Origin of the sequence: Arthrobacter cryoconiti (assembly GCF_020905375.1) — a bacterium.
In the GTDB taxonomy this organism is placed as follows: domain Bacteria; phylum Actinomycetota; class Actinomycetes; order Actinomycetales; family Micrococcaceae; genus Specibacter; species Specibacter cryoconiti.
The window spans coordinates 1-23,339 of record NZ_JAJJBU010000035.1; the positions used below are offsets into that span (position 1 = coordinate 1).

Sequence of the window (23,339 nt, forward strand, 5' to 3'; positions counted from 1 at the left end):
TTGTCTTGTATGAGGAAGATTTTGACTTCGACGAGGCCTCCGACGCGGCCATCAAGACAAATAATCAGGTCAAGATTATGGTGAACACCCTGGTTAATTGGTTAGCTGAGGAGCACGAGGAAAGCCATGTCCCGGCATCGCGGCGTCTGCACCTGCACTTCTTGCATACGCCTGTTGAGATTATGGGTGTGGATGGCCAGGTCACGGGTATCAAGTTTGAGCGTAACGAGTTGGATGGCACGGGTAACGCCCGCGGCACTGGCGAATTCATCGACTACCCCGTCCAGGCTGTATATCGTGCAGTAGGTTATCTTGGCTCGGAACTGCCCGACGTTGACTTTGATGATCGCCGGGGTGTCATCCCCAACGATTCCGGAAGGGTTCTGGATAGCAAGGGTGCCCAGGTGCCGGGGCTGTATGCGACGGGTTGGATCAAGCGGGGTCCAGTTGGTTTGATCGGCAGCACCAAAGGCGACGCCCTTGAAACCATTGGCTGTTTACTGGAGGACCGTTTGAACCTCCCCCTGGCCGAGCACGCCGGTGAAGAAGAAATCGTGGAACTGCTGCGCTCACGCGGCGTCGCCTATACCACTTGGGCTGGTTGGAACAAGCTGGATGCCCACGAGCGCGAACTCGGAAAGGGCTACGTTCCTGGGCCCGGCCTGGAAGTGGTACGCGAACGCATCAAGGTCGTGGACCGCGATCAAATGGTGAACATTTCCAATCTCTAACAGGCGCGCTTTTTTATTCGTGTCTGTTTGCGCCATTTGTGGCGTCTCACAATGTGAGACGCCACTGTCCCCAAAATGAAGTCTCTGCTAATAGTTCGCTACAGTCGAGAGGTTGAAAAACCGAGAGATTGAGCAATTATTATGAACTTGTTTCGCACCAAATCCATTGAACATTCCCTTGCAGACGCCGATGAGCCCGGGCGGACATTAAAGCGGTCCCTGAGCACCTGGGACCTGATGATAATGGGCATCGCCGTGGCGGTGGGTGCAGGAATTTTTTCAGTTGGCGCGAAGGCTGCGGCGAGCTATTCAGGTCCCGCTGTGACGCTCTCCTTTGTTCTGGCCGCGGTGACGTGCGCGCTGGCAGTGATGTGCTACGCCGAATTTGCAACGGCAATCCCGGTTACCGGTAGTGCGTACGTCTTTACGTACGCCACGATGGGTGAGCTGTTGGCGTGGATCATAGGCTGGAACTTGATCTTGGAGTTACTTATGGCAGCTTCGGTGATCGCCAAATATTGGGGTGTTTACCTAAGTAATTTCTTAGAAGTTATGAATATCAATATTCCGTCAAACTTCCAGATTCTGGGGTTGAATGTCTATTGGGGCCCGCTGGTGGTGGTTTCGGCCTTCACGGTGGTGCTGGTGCTGGGCACCAAGCTGTCCGCACGGATCAACAACGTCTTCACCATGATCAAGATCGCGATAGTGCTGTTCGTGATCGTGGTCGGTTTCTTCTACGTCAAGGCAGCCAACTTCAGCCCCTTCATCCCTACCTCCGAACCAGCGCCCACAACAAGTGGTTCGTGGGCTGAACAGCCGTTCCTGTCCTTTTTGACGGGAGCCAACCCCACTATGTACGGGTTTACAGGTGTCATCTCCGGCGCCGCTCTCGTCTTTTTCGCGTTCATTGGTTTTGATGTGGTTGCCACCAGCGCCGAAGAGGTTAAGAATCCGGCCAAGACCCTTCCTCGTGGCATCTTTGCTGGACTGGGAGTGGTCACCGTTTTGTATATTCTGGTGACCTTGGTGGTTACTGGCATGGTGTCCTATAAGGACTTGGCCAAAGAGGCGGAACCTTCTCTGGCAAGTGCTTTTCATCTGGTCGGCGCTGACTGGGCCGTCGTGGTGATTTCTCTGGGCTCCTTGATCGGCTTGACCACAGTGATCATGGTGCTTTTGATGGGCCTTGCCCGAGTTGCCATGGCTATGAGTCGTGACGGAATGCTCCCACGTGCTCTCAGCCGCACGTCGGCGAAGCGGGGCACGCCGGCTAGAACACAGATTCTTTGTGGTGGAGTTGTGGCACTGCTGGCCGGCTTCACGCCGGTGGAACTGCTCAGCGAAATGATCAACATCGGCACGCTGAGCGCGTTTGTGATGGTCAGCATTGGCATCTTGGTTCTTCGTCATAAACGCCCTGACCTCAAACCCGCTTTTCGAGTGCCGTTGGGGCCGGTTATTCCTGTACTGTCCGCACTTTTGTGCATCTACCTGATGTTCAATCTAGCCACAGTGACCTGGGTTTTCTTCGCCATCTGGGTGGCTTTTGGCCTGGTCATCTACTTCTCCTATGGGCACTGGAACTCGCGGTTGCGCCGGGAAGAAGCCGCCGGAATCGTGGATTCGGTATCCGTGGAGCTTCAACGCTAGAGCGACTTTCTGCGCCCTCATTAGTGGGAGCGGCCTACCTAGACACTGAAACTCTGCGCACACGCCAACCGTGCACTCCGTTTCGGTTCAGGGGGCCGCATACCTAACGATCCAATCCACGAGTGGGCGCAGTTGCTCCCAGCGGGCCGCCACCTCTTGTGCTGCCGCTGGCGTATCTAGCCACTTAGGGAGACCTGGCAGCGTGGATGCGCTCAGTGTCTTGTGCCGGAGCAGATCTGCCCGGGGGTGGTCCCGGGCGAAGCCTCTCGGCACAGTCTTGAGCGACTCGCAGTCGATGGTGAATCCCTCTTCCACCAAAGACTTCACGATTTTGACGAGGATCTCTCCGCTGACGGGAGCGTCAACCGCCGTTCGGTATCTGGCAAGCTGGGCAGGGGAGTAGGAATGGTAGCCTCCGCCGGTGGATAGGCCCGCCGCGCTGACCCTAAGGTAGAAGCCAACGCCCTCATAATTGGAGGCAAAGACGCCTTGTTCTGTTTTGTAGGGGGAATTATCTGGTGAAAATCGCTTATCCCGGTAAGGCCGGAAGAATTTGCTCTGACCAAAGACGGGAGCCAATTGCGCCAGGAGACTCTCCAAGGGGAGCCTGACAGCAGAGTCGTAAATATCCTTGTGAGCTAGCCACCAGTGGCGGTTGTTATTCTTCGCCAGCTCGGCGTAGAACGTCGCCGCTGCAAAGGGGATACCTGTAAAAGTGTTCATGCAAGGAGCCTAGGTCGCTCTAGGTGCCGGCGGCAGGGGACCCATCGATTATGTGGGTCACCAGCGCTTCAGAGGTGCCTGTGGAGGATTTCTCAAGGAAAGTTTATTGGACTCAGTCCAGAAAACATGAGAGTGTGGGTCGCATGGTCGATGTACGGGAACCCGAAGAAATGCTGCGAGCAGCCCAGCTGCGCGTGACGCGTCCTAGGCTTGCCGTCCTGGAAGCGGTCAGGGCACAACCCCATGCTGATGCGGATACCATCATTGGCGCCGTGCGCGAGGTACTGGGAACTGTGTCAAAGCAGGCGGTCTACGACGTCCTGGCGGCGCTGACTCAGGCTCGCCTGGTGAACCGAATCGAACCTTCCGGTTCGCCGGCTCGCTATGAAGCGAGGGTGGGTGATAACCACCATCACGTGATCTGCCGCAGTTGTGGCGAGATTGCCGACGTCGACTGTGCAGTGGGAGAAGCGCCTTGCCTGCATGCTTCAAATGACCACGGCTTTGCCATCGATGAAGCTGAGGTTATTTACTGGGGCACCTGTCCTGCCTGCGTTGCCAAGAAGACTTTAGAAAATGAATCCACTTAGGAGCGAGAACACGCATGGCTAACGAGAACACTTTGCCAATGACAACCGTTGCAGGCGCACCGGTTGCAAACAACCAGGACAGCCTAACGGCCGGTCCCCGTGGTCCGCTGCTGCTTCAGGACGTCTGGTTCCTGGAAAAGATGGCTCATTTTGACCGCGAAGTCATCCCCGAGCGTCGCATGCATGCCAAGGGATCGGGTGCCTTCGGCACACTGACCATCACCAATGACATCTCCAAATACTCCAGCGCCAAGGTGTTCTCCGAGGTTGGCAAGAAGACCGAGTTGTTCACCCGTTTCTCCCTCGTTGCGGGTGAGCGTGGTGCAGCCGACGCGGAGCGTGACATCCGTGGCTTCGCCGTGAAGTTCTACACCGAGGAAGGCAACTGGGATCTGGTGGGTAACAACACCCCGGTGTTCTTCTTCCGCGATCCGCTCAAGTTCCCTGACTTGAACCACGCCGTCAAGCGCGACCCACGCACAAATCTCCGCAGCGCCGAGAATAACTGGGATTTCTGGACTCACCTACCTGAGGCGCTACACCAGGTCACGATCGTCATGTCAGACCGTGGCATTCCGGCGTCGTACCGCAACATGCACGGCTTCGGATCGCATACGTACAGCCTGATCAATGCGGAGGGCGAGCGTTTCTGGGTCAAGTTCCACCACGTCACCCAGCAAGGCATCAAGAACCTCACCGATGAGGAATCCGCAGCCATGATTGGTGCAGACCGCGAATCGCACCAGCGTGACCTGTTCGACTCGATCGAGAACGGTGACTTCCCCAAGTGGAAACTCATGATCCAGGTCATGCCGGAGGCCGACGCCGACACCTACAAGTACCACCCCTTCGATCTGACAAAGGTCTGGAGCAAGAAGGACTACCCGTTGATAGAGGTTGGCGAGTGGGAACTGAACCGCAACGCCGAGAACTACCACGCCGACGTCGAGCAGGCAGCGTTCTCCCCGGCGCACGTTGTCCCCGGCATCAGCTTCTCCCCGGACCGCATGCTTCAGGGCCGCCTGTTCTCCTACGGTGACGCTCAGCGCTACCGTCTCGGTGTGAATCACCACCAGATCCCGGTGAACGCCCCGAAGAACCCGACTAATTCCTACCACCGCGACGGTGCCATGCGCGTTGACGGGAACCAGGGACGCACCCCTAGCATCGAGCCGAACTCCTACAATCGTTGGAACCAGCAGCCCACTTATGCTGATCCGGCGCAGGCTATCGGTGCCGTCGCTGATCGCTTCAACTTCCGTGACGACGATGCTAACTACTTCGAGCAGCCAGGCATCTTGTTCCGCGAAAAGATGGACGACGCCCAACGCCAGGTCCTCTTCGAGAACACTGCGCGCGCCATTGACGGTGCGTCACAGGCCACCATCGAGCGTCACATTTTCAACTGCACGCAGGCTGATCCAGCATACGGCGCAGGCGTTCGTAAGGCTATCGAGGCCCTCCAGGCGTCAAAGGGCTAGCTCTTAATCAAGGCCGACGACGGCGACAGTCGTCGAGGGCGTGCCAAAGCGGCGGGGGCGTGGGAAATTTCCCACGCCCCCGCCGCTTTGGCACGCCCTCAGCTGAGCCGCGTGGGTATTTTCAGCCCAGAAGGTGTTCGCGGCCAAACATGGTGGCTGCAGCGCGGGCTGAAGGGGTTCCGGCGTCGAGATCTGCGCTGGCGGCCACTAAAAGGGTAACCACAGCGTCTTCGCCCTTGAACAGTGCTCCAGCGATGGGGCTCTGGTCCCGGTTGTTACGAATGTTTGCGTCCGCGCCGCGTTTTAGCAGCATTGACACCGTCTCTACCTGACCTTTGTAGGCGGCGAGCATCAGCAGTGTGTTCTCTTCGGTGTCCAAGACGTCCACAGGGAGCCCATGGTCCAGGAACTGGGCAAGCTCGGCTGTGTTACCTTCCCGGGCAAGGTCCATGGCGATGGCCGTGACTTTAGAGCTTTGTTCTTCACTGAGAGAAGGAGAATCAGTCATTTCTCCACACTAGGCCAGCGCGGCAATGTACGGGAAATTCTCTTCGTGTAAGCCCTCATTGAGGCAGGTCGAGCCCACCGCCGCTGACAAAGTGCGCCACGTGCTGGTGAGGATCCGAATGCAACCTGGTAAAAATGTTGAAAACAGGTGAGTTCTGTTCGGTGTCCGCCCATGAGTCAACTACCCAGATAGTGATTGCCGTGCCAGCGGAGCCGCGCACAGGCGCCAGCGAGTGAGCCCCTAGAGCCTCAATGCTGTGGGCCAGATCCAGAATGGCGGTGGGTTCTAGAGCGTCCAAATAGGGTGTGGGCACTACAGGGGTGGCAGTCCATTGGCCCGGGAGAGAATCCCTGCTGGAGCTGGCGGGCGTCAGGCAGAACGCCGCGCCGGCGCTCATAGCAGGTGCACTGGTAGCTTCGTCGGCCTGCGCCAGAGGTGAAGCATCCGACGCCGGTGGCACGGCGGCGGAGGCCGCGAAGTGCAGGCGTAACGCGGAGTCCAAATCGGAGGTCTGAGTCACGGCCTTACGTTCGTATGCTGGCACGCACAGAACACTGCTCGCTTTGGCGCTGTCTGGCCAGTGGAAAAATACGTGAACGGTGGGTGTGGACGTCTCCGCCAGCGGCTCGCCCACCGCGTCACCAACGGGCTGCCAGTTCAACGCCAGATAAGAGCAAGCGCCTTGTGCCCCGCGAAGTGCGGACAAGGCCTGACGCAACGCGCCGTAGCACCCTAAAAGCCCCGCCGCAGATTTGGGCCCGAAAGCGATGATGGGGTCATTGAGTCGGAGGACAAAGTGTCCCTCGGTCAGTGGAAACTTTGGTCGCCCAATACTCCAGTAAGTGGAGGAGTACAGAAGAGAGCGCACCATTATGATCGTCGTCCTCCCCATGGCTGATTGTTGAATACAGTGCCAGCATAACGTGCGCAACTACGCTGTATCAGTGGCCAAGATTTTTGCAGATATCACCCCCCTGCGCGAAAGTGTGCCGTTTAGGCGTTTGTGGGTGGGCAATGGACTCTCTTCGATTGGCACGCAGCTAACGGTGGTGGCCGTTAGCTTGGAAGTGTACGACCTCACTGGCTCCACTTTGTCCGTGGGGTTATTAGGACTCGTGGCGCTCCTTCCATTGGTGTTTTCTGGGCTGTACGGCGGAGCAATTGCGGATGTCCACGACCGCCGAAAGGTGGCCCTGCTTTCGTCTGCAATCTTGTGGCTTGTGACAATTTGTATTGCCCTGCAGGCCTGGTTGGGGCTTGGCAATGTGGGGATCCTTTATGGGTTGATTGCCATACAATCGGCTGCTGCGGGAATCAATGGTTCAGCCCGCAGCGCCATTGTGCCACGGCTTGTACGCATTGAATTGCTGCCTTCCGCGAACGCATTGAGCATGATCGTGATGGGCTTGGGCACCACCATCGGTCCTTTGATGGCTGGCATTTTGGTAGCCAACATTGGCTATGGCTGGACGTACACGGTGGATGTTTTGACGTTCACGGCGTCGTTATGGGCGCTGTTCAAGCTTCCGCCGCTGCCACCTTTGCCCAGGGCTGGTGAGAACGACGGCGGTGCTCCAGCTCAGCGCGCAGGGTTGCGGACCGTGTTGGAAGGCTTTGCTTTTTTGGGCAGCCGCAAGAACGTACGCATGACATTTCTTGTGGACCTTTGTGCAATGGTTTTCGCTCTCCCGCGGGCGTTACTTCCGGCTCTGGGGGCTGTGTGGCTAGGTGGCGGTGAACAGACCGCTGGCTTGCTGTTAGCTTCCATCGCTGCTGGCTCATTCTTGGCCGCGCTGTTCTCCGGCCCATTGGGCAGCGTGCGGCGCCAGGGATTGGCCGTGGTCTGGTCCATTACCCTGTGGGGTGGGGCCATTATGGCCCTGGGAGGATCGGTGTTGTTCGGCGGGCGGACCCATGACGGAGTTATCTCGCCGTGGATAGTGGGCGCGGTAGCCGCCTTAGTTGTGGCTGGTGTGGCTGATTCCATCAGCTCAGTGTTCCGCTCCACTATCTTGCAGGCGGCCACTCCTGATCACTTGCGCGGCCGGCTACAGGGGATCTTCGTTGTGGTGGTGACGGGTGGACCGCGCTTGGGTGATGTTTTTTCCGGGACCACAGGTTCTTGGCTGGGCGAGGGTTGGGCAGCCGTGGTGGGCGGGATACTGTGCATCGCTACGGTGTGGGGGCTTGCCTCGTGGCAGCCGAGCTTTTTGCGCTATGACGCCCGTCATCCACAGCCATGAGCTGTGAATACTCCCCAATGCGGAATCCTGGATCGCCCAGATAATCGTGAACTGCGCCGGGTCGTTAGCGCTGGGATACGCAAGCAAGGTCCAGAGTTCTAAGACAGAATAGAAACATGCGACTGATTTTGATACGGCATGGCCAGACCCCGAACAATATCCTAAGCCTGCTTGACACGGCTGCCCCGGGTCCCGGGCTGACGGATTTGGGGCACTCGCAGGCAGAGGCTGTCCCTGCCGCGCTGGCCCAAGAAGAAGTCGAAGGTCTCTACATTTCCAATCTGACGCGAACCGCATTGACAGCGGCGCCGTTGGCAAATCAGCGTTCATTGCAGCCTCTAGTCCGCGAAGGACTCAGGGAAATCAGTGCCGGCACATTGGAAATGAAGGGGGATCTGCCCTCGGTGATGGCTTATCTGGAGACAGTGAAAGCCTGGCTCTCCGGTGACTTATCCGCCCGTATGCCTGGTGCCGAGACGGGCTTTGACGTACTGGAGCGCTTTGATGCGGTAGTCGATGAAGCCGCTGCCAGCGGAGCCGGAACCGTAGCCATGGTCAGCCATGGAGCCATGATCAGGTTTTGGGCCGGGTACCGGGCCACCAATCTGGACTGGTCAGAGGCCAAGTACCAGGAACTCTCCAACACCGGAATTGTCACCTTGACCGGTGCCCCATCCGGCAATGCTGCCCCGGGGGGATGGGACATCCTTAGTTGGCAAGGCACCCCGGCAGGTGGTGTCAGTGGGACTGACGGTCCGACGGCGGAGCCCAGCGCGCTCCAGCAATACGTCAGCGGTGGCTATGAAAAATCCTGACGTCAGTACGTTCCAAACGGCACCATTTAGCACTGTCAACCTTTGGCGGCTGAAGAAGCTTAGCTGGGTGTGGTTGGGCACGGCAGTGGTGTGTATAACGCTGCTGGCTGTTGGCGCGCCGTTGAACACCAATCTGTACCAGATGGTGTTGCCGCTTGGTCTGGGCATGGCGATCTTGCATTCGGCCTCGTTGGGGCTGACCGCAGCACGCCCCGTGGCAGGCGTCCTGGTTTCCTTAGTCCCCCTGTTGGTCATGCCGTTGGCTGCACACTCTGTGGGTGCTGCGCCTTTGCCGTTCAGCGTGGTGGCCATGCTCACCCAGGTGCTGGTAATTTGTGTGGCCGGGCTGCGCAGCCATTGGATGGTGGCGGCCGCCGCCTGGTTACTCAGTGTCGGGGTGGGTGTTGTGGCAAATTATTTGACCATGCCGCACTTCCAATCTCAGGGTGCCCAGATCAATGTGGTCATCTTCGCGTCGGTTTCTGGCGGGCTCATGGTGGCCTCAGTGGTGGCTCAGCAGTGGCGGCATCTGCGGGGGGAACTTGCCGCCGAGCGAACGGTGAGCGCCGAGGAACAGTCCAGACGCAGACTGGCCGAAGAACGCACCCGTATAGCCCGCGAATTGCACGACGTCGTGGCGCACGGCATGTCGGTTGTGGTGGTGCAGGCAACAACTGCGGCCTACCGTCACCCGGGTTTGAGTGAGGAGCTCAAAGCCGAGTTTGACGACATCGCGGACAACTCCCGCCGGGCGATGACGGAGATGCGAAGCATGCTTGGCTCACTTCGAAATTCTGGAGCGGGCCGCGAGTTGGGGCCACAGCCGGGCATCGCTGACCTGCCCGGTCTGCTGGCATCGGCTCGGCGCGCCGGAGTGTGTGTGGACGATCCGGACCTCTCCGGCGTCGAACTGGACGGTGTGGGAGAGATTATTGCCCTGACCGCCTACCGCATTGTGCAGGAGGCGCTCAGCAACGTCATCCGCCACGCCCCGGGTGCCACCGCCAGTATCACTCTGGTCAGCACCGGCAATGGGCTGGAAATATCCATTATCAATACCCCCTCCGCAGTGGGGGCAGTGATGGCACAGCTGGACCGTGGCGCCCACGTGGGCCAGGGGTTGATCGGCATGCGGGAGCGGGCCGCAATTGTGGGTGGATCGGTCATCTGCACACCCACGCGCGACGGCGGCTTTTCGGTTGTAGCGACCCTGCCCCCAACAAGCGCCACTAGTTCAGCCAGCGTGACGAAGAACCGAAACGGACGGGGGCTCTGATGAATATCAGGGTGTTAGTGGTGGACGATCAAGCAATGGTCCGTCAGGGCTTTGCTGCGCTATTAGGAGCCCAGCCGGACATCGAAATTGTCGGCCAGGCCGAAGATGGGGCCCAAGCCGTAGCGCTGGCTGCCGAGCACCACCCCGACGTGGTTCTCATGGACGTGCGCATGCCGGTGATGGACGGCTTGGAGGCAACTCGCCTGATTTTGGCGGACGGTGCGCGCACATCGGGTGGAGGCGACGTTCATGTACTGATGTTGACCACTTTTGATGTGGATGACTACGTCTACGACGCGTTGAAGCTTGGTGCCAGCGGCTTCCTCCTCAAGGATGCGCTGGCGGATGAACTCGTGGCGGCCGTGCGCATAGTTGCCGCCGGTGAGGCGTTGTTAGCGCCCTCGGTGACAAAGCGTCTCATTGAACAGTTCGCTGCGGCGTCACCTCGGGTGGAACTCTCACGCGAACCGTTGGAGGCTTTGACGGAGCGGGAACTGGAAGTGATGACGTTGGTGGGAAAGGGGATGTCCAACCACGAAATTGCGGCAACACTTTTCATTGCTCAACAAACCGTCAAAACTCACGTCAGTAAGATCCTGGCAAAGCTGGTGCTCCGGGACCGGGTCCAAATGGTGGTGTTGTCCTACGACACCGGGCTCGTAGAGCCCGGTGGGTAGGACGGTGGCGCCCATTGGTGCTGGGTAAGGGCGCCTTTTAGCGCATGTTCACAAACTGTAGATCCGCGTCTTCGAACTTACGCAGCATCGCCATGACTTCCTGCAGATCGTCCCGGCTCTTGGAGCTGACACGTAGTTCGTCGCCCTGAATGGTGGATTTGACTCCCTTGGGGCCTTCGTCACGGATGAGCTTGTTGATCTTCTTCGCCACGTCCTGGGCGATTCCTTCCTTAATCTCGGCCTCCAGTCGGTACTCCTTACCAGAGGCAAACGGCTCACCTGCATCGAGGGACTTCAACGAGATGCCACGCTTGATCAGCTTGGATTCAAAAACGTCCATGATCGCCATGACACGTTCCTCGGAGTTGGCCTTCAACAGAATTTTCTCGCCGCTGAAATCGATCTCGGCGCCCACGCCCTTGAAGTCGTAACGCTGGACGACTTCCTTCTGCGCCTGGTGCAGCGCATTGGCGACCTCCTGCTTATCAACCTTGCTGACGACGTCGAACGTTGATTCACTTGCCATTATTTTCCTCCACTGTGTGCGGACATGATTGCGGGTTGGCACCTAGCCTATCCGGCCTGACCCGAGCGCTCACAGTTTGCTTTCAGCGGATGCGTGGTGGGATCACATCTTCTCGGGGCATTGTGGAACATGTGATCCCACCATTTGCAGGAGGACCGATGAGCAAGGCCAAAAGTACGACGACGGCACGTGGTGCGGCGGACGCCCAAAACAACGCTGTGGCGCTTACACGCAGCAAACCTGGAGTGAAAACCGCTGTGGGCACTGCCGTGGCCGCGGCCACGCTGGCAGCTGTAGCGGTCCTCTCGGGTCCGATCTACAGCGCTGATGCGGTGTCGATTCTGGCCGCACCAGCGAATTCGGTGCAGTCGCGAATTGCAGGCGTACAGCAGGATATGGCCAGGGCCGTGGCGTTGCAGCAAGTCACGCCGGAGCAGGCGGCCTTCTTGGAAGGTCAACTGGTCAGGCGCATCCAGTCAACCTAGCCGGGATGAGTTGGACCGGCATGAGTCAGGATGAGTTACACGGCCGAAAATACTCGATTCGATTCTTCGGCAAATACCTTGTATTGTTTTACTGCTCCCACTTGATGGGGGCGAAAGTTGGACCTTTAGTATTATTGGTCTGGCTGGCCATGGCAGATTACCCGAGCGGCCAAAGGGGGCTGACTGTAAATCAGCTGGCAACGCCTTCACTGGTTCGAATCCAGTATCTGCCACCAGTGTAAAAGGACTCGTCGTCACCGCAGAATCAGTGCGGGACGGCGGGTCCTTTTCACTTTTGTCTCCGAATCCCCGGCGAATATTCGCAAATCTCTGCCGGGGGAGTCCGCTCTGGGAACTAGAGTTGAGCTATGGAATACCTTGTGCCCCTGCTCATAGTGCTTGTCATTGTCGTCCTCGTACTGGTGGCAGCCAAGCTCATGGGCCGCAAGGGCCGTGCCGTGCAGGACGCCGCACCGTTGCGAGCAAAGACTGCGAGTCCGGAGCAAAGGCCAGCGCGGCGTGGGCGGGAGGTCACCCGGGAGATGGCGGAGGCTGCCAATGCGCGGCTGAACGCCGCCTCGCATCGAGTCGTATATTCGCTCATTGCGCGCCAACAGGTACTCAACGCTGTCAAGGAGTATCGGAAGGCCACCGGTTCCAGCTTGGGGCAGGCTGCCGCAGCAGTGGCGGCCTTGGCTCAGTTCCCGCAGACGGCGCCGGGGGAAGCTGCAAAAGCGCCGCAGAAGGCGCCAGATTCAGCGCAGGCCCCAGCTCCTGTCAGCGGATATCGATACCGGGCCATTGTCTCGCGCGGGGATCAAATACGGGAAGTTGCCAGTACCAGACTCAATGAAGAGATCTTTACCCGTGTCCAGTCCATGGCTAGAAAAGGAAACTACGACGGCGCCGCCCGTCTGTTGCGTGAACACGCAGACATTGACGAGGCGGCAGCGGACGAATTTGTTTCTATGATTGAGCGGGAAAGCCCGCAGTCAAGCTAGATTTCGTTTTCTAGGACAAATCCGTCTTGGTGGTGAAAGAGCTGACGGCCCATGCCGGAGTCGAGTTGAATCCACAGACATTGGCGGTCGTGGCTGAGTGTTTCCACTGTGCCGGAGAGGCGCCAGCCACGGTCATTGACCAAGGCGATTGGCTGGTCGGTTTGTAGTGCGGGCCAGACGTCATGGTGGTCCGGGTTGATGAATGCTCGGTGGTGTGTAGGGCGGGTCATGGTTCCTCCTGCTGGGAAAGTCGTCGCTGCTTTCTTTATTTCAAGTCAACACCGTCAGCATGAACGAACAATGTGAATGTCCGGTGAATTGGGAGTGTCTGTGCGGCCAGCATTGGGAAAAGGATCAGCACCGACTGCGACCCCTACGTTAAGTTCGGCTTGTTCACGGCAAAGACCAGAGAGTCCAACCACGCCCCGCGAATGAGCCGGTCATTTTTGATTCGGCCGGTTTGCACCATGCCCAGCTTGAGTAGGACCGCGGCCGAACCGGTGTTTTCCGGTCTGCACGTGGCGGTGATTCGGGCCAGCGAGAGTTGCCAGAAGCCGAAGTCGCGCAGAGCCCGCGCCGCCTCGCTGGCGTATCCACGACCCCAGTGATCTGGGTGGAGCGTGAATCCAATTTCCCCCTCGTCCCATACCTGGTTCCGGCCACGTGGAGTAAGGGTGAGTCCAATGGTGCCGATGAGTGTTCCCTCTAGAAGTTGGATCGCCAGAAGGTGGCCCGTACGGGGTGTGGTGGTTGCGGCGGCGCTGGCGAAACGCAGAAAATCACGGGTTTCCGCTTCGGAATTGGGCCCCCAATCCATAAACGTGCTGCTCCGTGGATCAGAGGCGAAGGCGTGGACGCTCGCAAAATCGTCGGCCGTAAATTCACGCAGTTTCAGCCGTTCTGTGGTGAGAAGCATTGGTCAATGGTAGCGCTGTAAGAGCCGGTAAAACTTGCTTGCCGCTTGAAATATTGTTAGACTGCCTAACTATGAGCGAGAATCTAGAAGAGCTGTCAGGCCGGTACCGGGATATCCTGCGCCAGTCCGTGTATCTTGTCCGGTCCATTGATGCTGATGGCGAACTCAGCACCGGGCAGGTCAGTACTTTGAACATGATTTTTGTTGAACCTATGCGAGTGAGTGCCATTGCGAGGTATGCGGGCATCAAGGTTCCCAGTGCCACCGAACAGGTCATCAAACTCGAATCTGCCGGCATGGTGGAGCGCATTGCGGATGCCTCGGACGCCCGGGTGGTCTTGGTCAAAATCACGGCCTTCGGCAAGAAGAAATTGGCCGTGGCCAACAAGCGTCGCAATGCCAATATGGCGGCGGCGCTTAGCGAACTCACGTCGCAAGAACAGCAAGCCGTCGCCGATGCGATCCCTGCCATTGCCAAACTCAACATCGCACTTGCCGCTAGGCTCTAGCGCTTGCCTGTGCAGCGGCGTCGTCAATAAATTTGTGAACAGTTAGAAGGAGAGAATCGTGCAGCCCACACCGGCAGCAGAAACGTTCAAGCAGATTGAGGAGGTTGTTGAGGATGAGAAGAAATCCATGCTCAAGCAACCAAAAGCTGTTTGGGCGGTGGCGTTCGCGGCAGTGTTCGCGTTCATGGGGATCGGCCTCGTTGATCCGATTCTGCCGGCTATTGCCAAGAACCTGAGCGCAACACCGAGCCAAGTCTCGCTACTGTTCACCAGCTATTTTCTTGTCACGGCGATCGCCATGCTGATTACGGGCTTTATCTCCTCGCGAATTGGTGGAAAAAAGACGCTCTTGATCGGCTTGTCCATCATCGTCGTCTTCGCTGCGCTGTCTGGCATGTCTAACACCGTGAGCGAGTTGGTGGGCTTCCGCGCGGGCTGGGGTCTTGGCAATGCGCTATTCGTGGCAACGTCGCTGGCCGTCATGGTCGGTGTTGCATCCGGTGGTGCTGCCACAGCGATCATCTTGTATGAAGCGGCCCTTGGTTTGGGCCTCTCCTTGGGCCCGCTCATGGGAGCCCTTTTGGGTGGTTGGCAGTGGCGCGCACCCTTCTTTGGCACGGCTACGGCGATGGCGATCGCCTTCGTGCTGGTGGTTATCCTCTTGCCCAAGACGCAAATTCCGGCTAAAAAGACCCGGCTTCGGGATCCTTTGGTGGCTCTCAGTCACAAGGGTCTGCGCACCACAGCTGGCAGTGCGTTGTTCTACAACTATGGCTTCTTCACCATCTTGTCCTTCGTGCCTTTCATCCTTGGCTTTGACGCATACGGAATCGGCGCAGTGTTCTTTGGTTGGGGAGTTTGCGTGGCAGTCTTTTCCGTTTTCGTCGCCCCGATCGTTCAACGACGCTTCGGCCCCACCAAGGCGCTGATGGGATCTTTAGTGGTCTTGATGTTGGTCCTTGCCGGAATTGCGCTGGCGGCCGGACACTCGGTTACCGTAATCGTGGTCTTGACGATCGTCTCCGGTGCCCTACTGGGCATCAACAACACCCTATTCACTGAGATGGCCATGTCTGTCTCCGATGCGCCGCGTCCCGTGGCCAGCGCCGGATACAACTTCGTGCGGTGGATGGGCGGCGCTCTGGCCCCGTTCCTGTCAGCGAAAATTGCGGAGCATTCCAGCGCTGCAGTGACGTTCTATGTGGCAGCTGCCATGGTGTTAGTCAGTGCTGGTGTGATCTATGGGGGACGCAAGTTCCTCACCGCCCATGAGCCGCACGGAGTATAGGCGGGGTTTAGGGTTAGGGCCCGACCCAGGGTCCGCCCTCGGGCCCGACCGGCAGGTGAATCGACGGCGTGTCTGACGCGCTCAGCGAAATTTCTAGCCATACTTCAGGCTCTCCGCGTACCGTGGAAGGATGGCAACAGTAGAAATTACCACCGAATCATTTGGCACCACTATTGAATCCAATGACATTGTGTTCGTTGACTTCTGGGCTTCCTGGTGCCAGCCCTGCGTCCGGTTCGCCCCCACGTACGAGGCTGCTTCCCTCAAGCACGCTGACGTTTTGTTCGGGAAGGTGGATACCGAAGCGCAGCAGCAACTCGCTGCCGAAGCCAATATCACCTCTATCCCGATGCTGATGGCGTTCCGCGAAAAGGTCATGGTCTTCGCTCAACCCGGAGCCCTCAGTGGCACCGACCTAGAGAAGGTGATCACCGCCGTCAAGGAACTGGATATGGCGGAAGTCCATGCGGCTGTCGCAAAGCAGCAGGACGAAGCCAGAGCCGCAGAAGGTTCGGCGGCGGAGGGCTCAGCTACTGAGGAAGAAACCGTGCAGGATAAAGCAGGCGAATAAGTACTCCGAAATAGAACTGGTATGAAAAAGGGGCTCCCGTTGGCGGGAGCCCCTTTTCTATGCCTTAGAAACGTTCGAGTTTTACAGGTTCGGCCAGCAAAGCGCTGAGGGACTCATTGAGGTCCTGCACAGCAATTCCCTTGCCGTGCGCAGCCAGATGTTCTTCAGAAGCCCATTGTTCGCTGAGGACTATCTGCTCTTCTGATTCCTGCGTGATCTGGTACTGGAGGCAACCCGATTCGAGCACAACTTGCTCGATCGCGATCTCCAACGCGAGCTTGACACGGAAGAATTCGCCTTGGTTGGGGATGAAAGTTGCCTGCAGTGTGATGATCTGGCTCATGAGAAAAGCCTAAGCGATCCGCCCAGCGAAATGGGAACTAGTTCCGCACTGTGAACACTAGTGAGTGCTGTGGTCTTGAATTGTCATGCGGGGGCCGAAGGTGGGCTTGCGGAATCCGCTGAGGTAAAGCATCCGTACGATCCGTTGACGGTGTCCACGCCACGGCTCGAGCAATTTCAGCATGCCGTCATCATTCACGGCTTCTCCGGCCAAAGCCCAGCCCACATAGGCTGCCAGGTGGTAGTCGCCCACTGCCACCAGATCCGGGTCTCCGTGCGTGCGTTGAGTGACTTCGGCAGCGCTCCACACACCAATGCCGGGAATGCTGCGCATCTTTGTGGCTGCCTCGTGTGCTGGCAGGCCGGCAAGACGTTCCAGGCCCGACGCCGAACCGACCACGCGCATGACCGTGGCCGAGCGCTGTGGTCCAACACCGGCTTTATGCCATTCCCACGAGGGAATATTCGCCCACTGTGCCGGTGTGGGTGGGAGCATTAAATCGGTGGGGACGCCCAGGTGTTCGCCTGCGCCGGGGGCCGGCGCACCGAACTTGCGCACCAGTGAGGCAAAGCTGCGGCGCGCCTGTAGCGCTGTGACCTTTTGTTCCAGGATCGCCGGGATCAACGCATCAACCATGCGCCCGGTGGAAGGCAGACGCAGGCCCGGGTTCTTGCGTCGTGCTTCCCGGGCAGCGTGTGGCAATGACGCGGTAAACGCCGGCGCGTCGAAGCGGGACCAATCGTCATTTGCGCCCAGGAGCGCTGGAACAGTACGAAGTGCGTGTTCGGCGCCCGGCCCCCATGCCTGGGCCCGGAGCTCGGTGCCGTGCGCACTGATACCCAGAGTTGCCGGGCCGTCGGGGGTATTGAAGGCAAGCCACGCCGCATCGGGGGTGAGTCGCATGGTCCGATCCCCGGGCCCCCGGCCGATGATGCCCAGAGTTTTGTGCAGAGAATAGGGCCCTCCAGCGTCCCAGACCACGACGGGACGTGGGTGCGTGGGGGCGGAAGTCATGGTTCCATAATGACACGGTGGGCCTGTGGTTGTGCCACCCGCAGCAACCAGGCGCGCCACCCCGCAGCTGCTGCGCCTGGCACCGGCAGCAACCGGAACAAGCGCGCTGGAGCGAGCCCGCCGGCGTCGTACCTGGAAGTTCGTGGGAAGCTACGCCGGCATTCCGGCAGCCCACCACAGGGCCACGATTGAACTGGGGATCAGAACTACTACCAGGCACAGCCCTGCCAGTGCGTAGCCGCGCCAGGAAATGGTGATGCCTAAAGCCTTGAGCCGACTGTGCCACAGGAGAGTCGCCAGCGACGCCCACGGGGAAACCAGCGGGCCAAAGTTGACGCCAATCAAGAGCGCCGCCAGCCGGAGGGGGGAGTTCGCCAGCGGCTCCAACGCCAGGTACCCCGGAAGGTTGTTGACGCCATTGGCCGCAACGGCGCCCACGCCGGCAATTTGGAGCAGACTGGCCAATCCGTCCCCGGTTCCTGCAAATCGGGAAAACGCTTCGGCTAAGCCGTGGTCCTGCAAAGTCGCCACCACTAAAAATAATCCCATGGCCAGCAACAATGGCTGGATGGGCAGCATGCTCCAGCGCAAGGCTGCGCGCTGGCGTACCAAGAACACGACGAGTAAGAATGCTGCGGCAAATGATGCCGGAATCCAGACAGGCATGCCCGAAACAAGCGCTGGCAATAGCGCAGCTAACGTGATCCCGGAGAGAAGCAGCAACGCCTTATCCGTCACTGCTGGAACCGCTGGCGGCACGAAGCGTCCACGGAATTGCTTGCGGAAAATTAGGAACAAGAATGCAACGGGAACGGCCACACCCACAAGCGCCGGCGCCCACATGAGCTCGGCAAATTGTGCCGGGCTGATGTTCAAACGATGTTGAGCTAGTAAGTTCGTCAGGTTTGAGACTGGAAGTAGCAACGACGCAGTATTGGCCAGCCACACTGTTGTCAGCGCGAACGGCAGCGGATGGATGCGCGCATGCTTGGCCAGGGATACCACCACTGGCGTTACCAAAACGGCCGTGGTGTCTAGGGAGAGGAAAATTGTACTGACCGTGGCCAGTGCCACAACCAACAACCACAGCAGGAGTATTCGTTGGCTTGGCGCCGCGGCTTTCTCTCCCTGTGGATCGGATCGAGGCACTCGTTGGCGGCCGCGAGCCAGCTTAGCGGTGACCACCTTGAATACGCCGGCCGATTCGGCCAAGTCAGTGACCACAGTCATCGCCGCAACGAACAGCAAGATCGGGACAGTGCGCCCCGCCAGTTGTGCAAAAGAGTTTTCGCTAAGCAGGCCGCTCGCCACCAGAATAATCCCAGCGCCAAATAGGCCAGCGGTGAGTAGTTTTCCAGGCAGTGCGCCCGCCATGATATTTTTCATGCTCCGGCGGGGGTTTCTGCTAGCTCTTTCGCCGTCTGCGTCAGGATTTCTCGACAAGCCAAGATCGCTGGACGACGGCGACTGGCACGGCGCACCGACGTGAAGACGGTCCGCCGTGGCAGTCCTGGCAAATCGATCAAGGTGAGTGCGGGGGTTCGTTCTGTCCACATGAGATCGGGCAGTAAGGCAACCGCATTGCCCGATTCAATGAGCCGAACCTGAGCTTGGAGGTCGGCAGTTTCAAAACGTACATCCGGTTCGAACCCTGCTTGCCGGCAGGCCTGCTCCGCCCAATGACGGGAGGCTGCGCCGCGCGGTTCCATGACCCATGGTAGTTCGGCGGTGTCCTCAATGTGGGTGATGGATTCTGCACGCAGGCGTTCCACAGTGCCCCGGGTTCCGCATGCTGGAACGGCTAGACGGATTGCGTCAGTGGTGAGCACCAATCGATCCAGCTCCGGATGGCGGGGAGCGCCATGACCGGGATACTGTTCCGCGACCACCAAGTCGAAGTCTCGAGCCCACGTTTCATACAGAGCCGTTTCAGGCTCGCGTTGGGTCATCTCAATGCGAACGTTTGGATACTGCTGGCTCATGGCTGTCAGTAGTCCCGGTAAGAGAGCCAGGGCGGCGGATTGGAACACCGCCAGCTTTACGGTACCTGCCACTGTGGTCAAAGAAGCCGACATATCAGCTTCAGCTCTCTCCAGCGTTTCCAGAATTTCTGCGGTGTGGGCCACCAAGATCTCTGCTTGGGGGGTGAGCTGAACCCGCCGGCCCACTTTTCTCAGGAGCTTGACCCCTGCTTCCTTCTCCAAAAGAGCCAGCTGTTGGGACACTGCGGAGGGGCTGTATTGCAGGGCCAGAGCCACATTCGCCAGCGTGCCGCGGATGTGTAACTCACGTAGGAGTCGCAGTCGTTTGACGTCTAGCACGGGCCCTCCAGTTAGTTAAGTTGATTTGACTGATATTGATCAAAAAACAGCACTTTTGCTAATTGAACATTAGTCTCATACTGGTCTTAAGGGAACCATTGGCGGACCTCTATCCGGACGTGCCAATTGTCCTTGACCTTGTGCCGTATGCCAGTAGAAAAGACCACACCAGCCGCCATGACAAGTACCGCCACAACAGCCACTGCCGCAGATATCCCAGTTCCCGGAAACGATCTTGCCGAGGAAACTATTGCCCTTGTGCGGCGCTGGCTCACGCAAGCCGCCACATTCCCCGCGGACGTCTCCGCCCAGCGCTTAGCCGGAGTTCTAAAGGACCCCAACGGCTTGGACTTCACAGTCGGCTTCGTGGACGGTGTGATCCGGCCCGAGGATTTGAAGGTGGCAGCGCGGAACTTGGCAGTTCTGGCGCCTAAAGTGCCCGCCTTCCTGCCGTGGTACATGCGAGGTGCAGTTCGCATGGGTGGGATCATGGCACCAGTCGTTCCTCAAATCGTCATCCCGATCGCTCGCAAGGTACTGCGGGAAATGGTGGGCCACCTGATCGTGGACGCCACTGACGCGAAGCTGGGACCCGCCATTGCCAAAATCCGCAAAGACGGCGTGGACCTGAACGTCAATCTCCTCGGTGAGGCAGTGCTGGGCGAACACGAAGCTGCCCGCCGTCTGGAGGGAACCAAGAAACTGTTGGCACGTGAGGACGTCACTTACGTCTCCATCAAGGAATCCTCCACCGTCGCTCCTCACTCACCCTGGGCATTCGACGAAGCCGTAGAGCACATCGTGGAGAAACTCACCCCGCTTTACACGTTGGCGGCCTCCTTCCCCAAAGCCAAGTTCATCAACTTGGACATGGAGGAGTACAAGGATCTCACCATGACGATCGCCGTATTCAAGCGCATCTTGGATAAGCCGGAGTTCAGGAACCTCGAGGCCGGGATCGTGCTTCAGGCCTACCTTCCGGACACTCTCGCGGCCATGATCGACCTCCAGCAGTGGGCTGCGCAGAGGCGGGCCGACGGCGGAGCCCCCGTGAAGGTCCGGATCGTCAAGGGCGCTAACCTACCCATGGAACAGGTTCAAGCGTCAGTCTTCGGCTGGCCGCTGGCCACTTGGGGCAGCAAAGAAGAATCTGACACAAATTACAAGCGGATCGTCAACTACTCGCTGACCCCCGAACACATCAACAATGTCCACATTGGCGTGGCCGGACACAACCTCTTTGATGTGGCTCATGCATGGTTGCTGGCCAAGAGCCGTGGGATCGACCCCGCTGATGGTTCGCTCGAATTTGAAATGTTGTTGGGCATGGCGACGGGTCAGGCAGAGGCAGTGCGCCGCGACGTCGGATCGCTTTTGCTGTACACACCTGTGGTTCACCCGGCCGAGTTCGACGTCGCCATCGCGTACCTGATCCGCCGTCTTGAAGAAGGCGCCAGCCAAGATAACTTCATGTCTGCGGTGTTTGAGCTCACCGAGAACGAGGCCCTCTTCGAGCGCGAAAAGAACCGCTTCCTGTCCTCGTTGGCAAAACTTGATGACACGGTCCCGCCAACCAACCGGGTTCAGGACCGCAACGATGCTCCGCTCGAGGCACCCACTGACTCTTTCGAGAACACCGCGGATACGGACCCCTCCCTGGTAGCGAACCAGGCCTGGGGCAAGGAGATTCTGGCCCGCATCCCCGGATCCGTGCTGGGTAATGACATCGTCAAAGCCACCACCATCACCGAGGTGGAGGAATTGAACACGATCATTTCCACCGCCGTCGAGCACGGCAAAGCGTGGGCTCAGATGGGTGGGGCCGGCCGGGCTGCGATCTTGCACCGAGCCGGCGATGTTCTGGCCGGTCGCCGTGCCGAACTCATGGAAGTCATGGCTTCTGAGACAGGCAAGACACTGGATCAGGGGGATCCGGAAGTCAGCGAAGCTGTTGACTTTGCCCATTACTACGCTGAGCGTGCCAAAGACTTGGCAACGATCGACGGCGCAATCTACGTCCCGGCCAAGCTCACCGTGGTGACCCCACCGTGGAACTTCCCCGTGGCCATTCCCGCCGGCTCTACGTTGGCAGCGCTCGCCGCAGGCTCCGCCGTCGTCATCAAACCTGCACGTCAGGCTCAGCGCTGTGGCTCCATGATGGTCCAAGCCCTGTGGGATGCAGGCGTTCCACGCGAAGTACTGGCACTGGTCCAGTTGGGGGAAAGAGAACTTGGCAAGACTCTCATCTCCCACCCGGCAGTGGACCGAGTCATCCTGACCGGCGGTTACGAGACCGCTGAACTGTTCAGGAGCTTCCGCTCCGATCTGCCACTGCTTGCGGAGACGTCCGGTAAGAACGTCGTTATCGTGACTCCGAGTGCCGATCTTGATCTTGCCGCGAAGGACGTTGTTCAATCTGCCTTCGGGCATGCCGGACAAAAATGCTCAGCCGCATCCCTGGTCATCATGGTGGGCTCGGTATCCAAATCAGCGCGCTTCCACAACCAGCTCATCGATGCCGCTTCCAGCCTGAGCGTCGGTTACCCCGAAACGGCAACTTCCCAGATGGGGCCGATCATCGAACCCGCCGCTGGCAAGCTGCACAAAGCGCTGACCACTCTCGATGCTGGGGAATCGTGGGCGATCGAACCACGTCAGCTCGACTCAACCGGGAAACTCTGGTCGCCGGGAGTTCGGACGGGTGTTGCCGCAGGTTCCACAGTGCACCTGACCGAGTTCTTCGGACCCGTGCTCGGTGTTATGGAGGCGGCAACGTTGGAAGACGCGATCTCCTTGGTCAACAGGATCGACTACGGACTCACCTCCGGCCTGCACTCTTTGGATTCTGCGGAAATCGGTCTGTGGTTGGACACCGTCCAAGCGGGAAACTTGTACGTCAACCGCGGTATCACGGGTGCCATCGTTCAGCGCCAGCCTTTCGGAGGCTGGAAGAAGTCGGCCGTCGGGGCGGGTACCAAAGCCGGTGGGCCGAATTACCTGATGGGCTTGGGGTCTTGGGAAACCGCTGAGTCCACCGCCACGACGCCGCTGGGAGAATCTGCCCGCAAAGTGCTCAATGCAGCATCTTCGCTCTCGGACGACGAGAAGGCTTACTTGACCCGTTCCCTTCATTCCGACGCCGCAGCTTGGGCATCGGAGTTCGGAACTGCCAAGGATGTCTCTGCGCTATCTGCCGAGCGCAACGTGTTCCGCTACCTGCCGTTGAACCCCCTGGTCCGGTTGGCGGAGGGCGAGTCTCTTGTGAAGCTGCTGCGCGTTCTGGCCGCTGGCATCCTTGCTGGCTCCTCGATGGAAGTCTCCTCCGGGCTTGAACTTCCTAACGCCGTCAAGGCCTTGCTGGTCAGTCTGCATATCAATTTCACCCTTGAGAATGACACCGACTGGCTCGCGAGCGCCCGCCGCTTCGGAGCGGGTCGCATCCGGTTGATCGGAGGGAATGCGCCGGCACTTTTCGAGGCAACCGATGCACGCCCCGACCTTGCCATCTACCACGGCGAGGTCACCGAAGCTGGCCGTGTTGAAATGCTGCCATTCTTGCACGAGCAGGCAGTTAGCATCACGGCTCACCGATTTGGCACGCCCAATCAGCTCTCGGAAGGGCTGATCTAGCGGTACCCAAACCGCTGCCCGGTTGCGGTGGTGTTCCC

Annotated in this window: 23 protein-coding genes, 1 tRNA gene and 1 pseudogene; 15 read left to right on the forward strand and 10 right to left on the reverse strand. The window is 58.9% G+C overall.

From position 1 onward, the window contains the following. A pseudogene (locus LOH53_RS15655) lies at window positions 1-731 on the forward strand (pyridine nucleotide-disulfide oxidoreductase); the annotation flags it as partial. Window positions 732-872: 141 nt separating this feature from the next. Beyond that, window positions 873-2,384: an amino acid permease gene (locus LOH53_RS15660; protein WP_230068694.1), complete on the forward strand. Its 1,512-nt coding sequence runs from the start codon at window positions 873-875 to the stop codon at window positions 2,382-2,384. Between the two features lie 87 nt (window positions 2,385-2,471). Here LOH53_RS15660 and LOH53_RS15665 read toward each other — a convergent pair whose 3' ends face one another. Continuing rightward, on the reverse strand, window positions 2,472-3,107 hold the full coding sequence (locus LOH53_RS15665; RefSeq protein ID WP_230068695.1) for a DUF2461 domain-containing protein: 636 nt from the start codon (window positions 3,105-3,107) through the stop codon (window positions 2,472-2,474). A gap of 143 nt (window positions 3,108-3,250) precedes the next feature. On the opposite strand from LOH53_RS15665, the gene LOH53_RS15670 reads away from it, so the two are divergent. Together LOH53_RS15670 and LOH53_RS15675 are read left to right on the forward strand one after the other, a co-directional pair. Beyond that, on the forward strand, window positions 3,251-3,697 hold the full coding sequence (locus tag LOH53_RS15670; RefSeq protein WP_230068696.1) for a Fur family transcriptional regulator: 447 nt from the start codon (window positions 3,251-3,253) through the stop codon (window positions 3,695-3,697). A gap of 38 nt (window positions 3,698-3,735) precedes the next feature. Next, entirely contained in the window at window positions 3,736-5,178 is a 1,443-nt protein-coding gene (locus tag LOH53_RS15675; protein WP_326832801.1) for a catalase, read from the forward strand. 121 nt (window positions 5,179-5,299) lie between these two features. On the opposite strand, the gene LOH53_RS15680 is transcribed toward LOH53_RS15675, so the two are convergent. After that, window positions 5,300-5,686: an ankyrin repeat domain-containing protein gene (locus tag LOH53_RS15680; RefSeq protein ID WP_230068698.1), complete on the reverse strand. Its 387-nt coding sequence runs from the start codon at window positions 5,684-5,686 to the stop codon at window positions 5,300-5,302. A 55-nt stretch (window positions 5,687-5,741) separates the two neighbouring features. After that, window positions 5,742-6,557, reverse strand: coding sequence for a hypothetical protein (locus tag LOH53_RS15685; RefSeq protein ID WP_230068699.1), 816 nt, complete (start codon window positions 6,555-6,557; stop codon window positions 5,742-5,744). A 73-nt stretch (window positions 6,558-6,630) separates the two neighbouring features. Between LOH53_RS15685 and LOH53_RS15690 the strand changes: the two genes are divergently transcribed. From LOH53_RS15690 to LOH53_RS15705, 4 genes are all read left to right on the forward strand, one after another. Then, a complete protein-coding gene (locus LOH53_RS15690) occupies window positions 6,631-7,929 on the forward strand; it encodes an MFS transporter (RefSeq protein WP_230068700.1) in 1,299 nt (432 codons plus the stop codon). Between the two features lie 116 nt (window positions 7,930-8,045). Beyond that, window positions 8,046-8,744 (forward strand): histidine phosphatase family protein, encoded by a 699-nt coding sequence (locus LOH53_RS15695; RefSeq protein ID WP_230068701.1) that lies wholly within the window; start codon window positions 8,046-8,048, stop codon window positions 8,742-8,744. Then, window positions 8,731-10,020 carry a histidine kinase gene (locus tag LOH53_RS15700; protein WP_230068702.1) on the forward strand — a complete coding sequence of 430 codons (1,290 nt, stop codon included), beginning with the start codon at window positions 8,731-8,733 and terminating at the stop codon, window positions 10,018-10,020. The genes LOH53_RS15695 and LOH53_RS15700 overlap by 14 nt, the downstream gene beginning before the upstream one ends. Then, complete coding sequence (locus LOH53_RS15705) at window positions 10,020-10,697, forward strand: response regulator (protein ID WP_230068703.1); 678 nt, start codon at window positions 10,020-10,022, stop codon at window positions 10,695-10,697. The genes LOH53_RS15700 and LOH53_RS15705 overlap by 1 nt, the downstream gene beginning before the upstream one ends. A 37-nt stretch (window positions 10,698-10,734) precedes the next feature. Here LOH53_RS15705 and LOH53_RS15710 read toward each other — a convergent pair whose 3' ends face one another. Further along, the gene (locus LOH53_RS15710) at window positions 10,735-11,223 is read right to left on the reverse strand and encodes a YajQ family cyclic di-GMP-binding protein (protein ID WP_230068704.1); all 489 of its coding nucleotides are present in this window, start codon (window positions 11,221-11,223) and stop codon (window positions 10,735-10,737) included. A 158-nt stretch (window positions 11,224-11,381) separates the two neighbouring features. Between LOH53_RS15710 and LOH53_RS15715 the strand changes: the two genes are divergently transcribed. The 3 genes from LOH53_RS15715 to LOH53_RS15725 all read left to right on the forward strand — a co-directional run bounded on the left by LOH53_RS15715 (window position 11,382) and on the right by LOH53_RS15725 (window position 12,709). Continuing rightward, window positions 11,382-11,708 (forward strand): hypothetical protein, encoded by a 327-nt coding sequence (locus tag LOH53_RS15715; RefSeq protein ID WP_230068705.1) that lies wholly within the window; start codon window positions 11,382-11,384, stop codon window positions 11,706-11,708. Window positions 11,709-11,859: 151 nt separating this feature from the next. Next, window positions 11,860-11,944 (forward strand) — tRNA-Tyr (locus tag LOH53_RS15720). A gap of 132 nt (window positions 11,945-12,076) precedes the next feature. Then, complete coding sequence (locus LOH53_RS15725) at window positions 12,077-12,709, forward strand: hypothetical protein (RefSeq protein WP_230068706.1); 633 nt, start codon at window positions 12,077-12,079, stop codon at window positions 12,707-12,709. On the opposite strand, the gene LOH53_RS15730 is transcribed toward LOH53_RS15725, so the two are convergent. Beyond that, window positions 12,706-12,939, reverse strand: coding sequence for a hypothetical protein (locus LOH53_RS15730; protein ID WP_230068707.1), 234 nt, complete (start codon window positions 12,937-12,939; stop codon window positions 12,706-12,708). The two genes, LOH53_RS15725 and LOH53_RS15730, sit on opposite strands and share 4 nt — an antisense overlap. 143 nt (window positions 12,940-13,082) lie before the next feature. Further along, window positions 13,083-13,625: a GNAT family N-acetyltransferase gene (locus LOH53_RS15735; RefSeq protein WP_230068708.1), complete on the reverse strand. Its 543-nt coding sequence runs from the start codon at window positions 13,623-13,625 to the stop codon at window positions 13,083-13,085. Between the two features lie 71 nt (window positions 13,626-13,696). Here LOH53_RS15735 and LOH53_RS15740 point away from each other — a divergent pair, with 71 nt between their 5' ends. The 3 genes from LOH53_RS15740 to LOH53_RS15750 all read left to right on the forward strand — a co-directional run bounded on the left by LOH53_RS15740 (window position 13,697) and on the right by LOH53_RS15750 (window position 15,993). After that, window positions 13,697-14,134 carry a MarR family winged helix-turn-helix transcriptional regulator gene (locus LOH53_RS15740; protein WP_230068709.1) on the forward strand — a complete coding sequence of 146 codons (438 nt, stop codon included), beginning with the start codon at window positions 13,697-13,699 and terminating at the stop codon, window positions 14,132-14,134. A gap of 127 nt (window positions 14,135-14,261) precedes the next feature. Further along, a complete protein-coding gene (locus LOH53_RS15745; protein WP_407651480.1) occupies window positions 14,262-15,422 on the forward strand; it encodes an MFS transporter in 1,161 nt (386 codons plus the stop codon). Window positions 15,423-15,552: 130 nt separating this feature from the next. Next, the gene (locus LOH53_RS15750) at window positions 15,553-15,993 is read left to right on the forward strand and encodes a thioredoxin family protein (RefSeq protein ID WP_230068711.1); all 441 of its coding nucleotides are present in this window, start codon (window positions 15,553-15,555) and stop codon (window positions 15,991-15,993) included. Window positions 15,994-16,057: 64 nt separating this feature from the next. On the opposite strand, the gene LOH53_RS15755 is transcribed toward LOH53_RS15750, so the two are convergent. From LOH53_RS15755 to LOH53_RS15770, 4 genes are all read right to left on the reverse strand, one after another. Beyond that, window positions 16,058-16,336, reverse strand: a complete 279-nt coding sequence (locus LOH53_RS15755) for a putative quinol monooxygenase (RefSeq protein WP_230068712.1) — start codon at window positions 16,334-16,336, stop codon at window positions 16,058-16,060. A 57-nt stretch (window positions 16,337-16,393) separates the two neighbouring features. Next, window positions 16,394-17,350: a DNA-3-methyladenine glycosylase family protein gene (locus LOH53_RS15760; RefSeq protein WP_230068713.1), complete on the reverse strand. Its 957-nt coding sequence runs from the start codon at window positions 17,348-17,350 to the stop codon at window positions 16,394-16,396. Window positions 17,351-17,500: 150 nt separating this feature from the next. Beyond that, the gene (locus tag LOH53_RS15765) at window positions 17,501-18,736 is read right to left on the reverse strand and encodes an ArsB/NhaD family transporter (protein ID WP_230068714.1); all 1,236 of its coding nucleotides are present in this window, start codon (window positions 18,734-18,736) and stop codon (window positions 17,501-17,503) included. Beyond that, a complete protein-coding gene (locus LOH53_RS15770) occupies window positions 18,733-19,671 on the reverse strand; it encodes a LysR family transcriptional regulator (protein ID WP_230068715.1) in 939 nt (312 codons plus the stop codon). Before LOH53_RS15770 ends, LOH53_RS15765 begins: the two co-directional genes overlap by 4 nt. Before the next feature lie 177 nt (window positions 19,672-19,848). Here LOH53_RS15770 and LOH53_RS15775 point away from each other — a divergent pair, with 177 nt between their 5' ends. Next, entirely contained in the window at window positions 19,849-23,301 is a 3,453-nt protein-coding gene (locus tag LOH53_RS15775; RefSeq protein ID WP_230068716.1) for a bifunctional proline dehydrogenase/L-glutamate gamma-semialdehyde dehydrogenase, read from the forward strand. The last annotated feature ends 38 nt before the right edge of the window (window positions 23,302-23,339 follow it).

Coding starts and splice junctions, on each gene's coding strand:
- LOH53_RS15710 (WP_230068704.1), bottom strand. CDS start 11,223: ATGGCAAGTGAATCAACGTTCGACGTCGTCAGCAAGGTTGATAAGCAG.
- LOH53_RS15755 (WP_230068712.1), bottom strand. CDS start 16,336: ATGAGCCAGATCATCACACTGCAGGCAACTTTCATCCCCAACCAAGGC.
- LOH53_RS15715 (WP_230068705.1), top strand. CDS start 11,382: ATGAGCAAGGCCAAAAGTACGACGACGGCACGTGGTGCGGCGGACGCC.
- LOH53_RS15745 (WP_407651480.1), top strand. CDS start 14,262: ATGCTCAAGCAACCAAAAGCTGTTTGGGCGGTGGCGTTCGCGGCAGTG.
- LOH53_RS15730 (WP_230068707.1), bottom strand. CDS start 12,939: ATGACCCGCCCTACACACCACCGAGCATTCATCAACCCGGACCACCAT.
- LOH53_RS15695 (WP_230068701.1), top strand. CDS start 8,046: ATGCGACTGATTTTGATACGGCATGGCCAGACCCCGAACAATATCCTA.
- LOH53_RS15765 (WP_230068714.1), bottom strand. CDS start 18,736: ATGAAAAATATCATGGCGGGCGCACTGCCTGGAAAACTACTCACCGCT.
- LOH53_RS15700 (WP_230068702.1), top strand. CDS start 8,731: ATGAAAAATCCTGACGTCAGTACGTTCCAAACGGCACCATTTAGCACT.
- LOH53_RS15760 (WP_230068713.1), bottom strand. CDS start 17,350: ATGACTTCCGCCCCCACGCACCCACGTCCCGTCGTGGTCTGGGACGCT.
- LOH53_RS15670 (WP_230068696.1), top strand. CDS start 3,251: ATGGTCGATGTACGGGAACCCGAAGAAATGCTGCGAGCAGCCCAGCTG.
- LOH53_RS15705 (WP_230068703.1), top strand. CDS start 10,020: ATGAATATCAGGGTGTTAGTGGTGGACGATCAAGCAATGGTCCGTCAG.
- LOH53_RS15775 (WP_230068716.1), top strand. CDS start 19,849: ATGACAAGTACCGCCACAACAGCCACTGCCGCAGATATCCCAGTTCCC.
- LOH53_RS15725 (WP_230068706.1), top strand. CDS start 12,077: ATGGAATACCTTGTGCCCCTGCTCATAGTGCTTGTCATTGTCGTCCTC.
- LOH53_RS15665 (WP_230068695.1), bottom strand. CDS start 3,107: ATGAACACTTTTACAGGTATCCCCTTTGCAGCGGCGACGTTCTACGCC.
- LOH53_RS15685 (WP_230068699.1), bottom strand. CDS start 6,557: ATGGTGCGCTCTCTTCTGTACTCCTCCACTTACTGGAGTATTGGGCGA.
- LOH53_RS15750 (WP_230068711.1), top strand. CDS start 15,553: ATGGCAACAGTAGAAATTACCACCGAATCATTTGGCACCACTATTGAA.
- LOH53_RS15740 (WP_230068709.1), top strand. CDS start 13,697: ATGAGCGAGAATCTAGAAGAGCTGTCAGGCCGGTACCGGGATATCCTG.
- LOH53_RS15660 (WP_230068694.1), top strand. CDS start 873: ATGAACTTGTTTCGCACCAAATCCATTGAACATTCCCTTGCAGACGCC.
- LOH53_RS15735 (WP_230068708.1), bottom strand. CDS start 13,625: ATGCTTCTCACCACAGAACGGCTGAAACTGCGTGAATTTACGGCCGAC.
- LOH53_RS15675 (WP_326832801.1), top strand. CDS start 3,736: ATGACAACCGTTGCAGGCGCACCGGTTGCAAACAACCAGGACAGCCTA.
- LOH53_RS15680 (WP_230068698.1), bottom strand. CDS start 5,686: ATGACTGATTCTCCTTCTCTCAGTGAAGAACAAAGCTCTAAAGTCACG.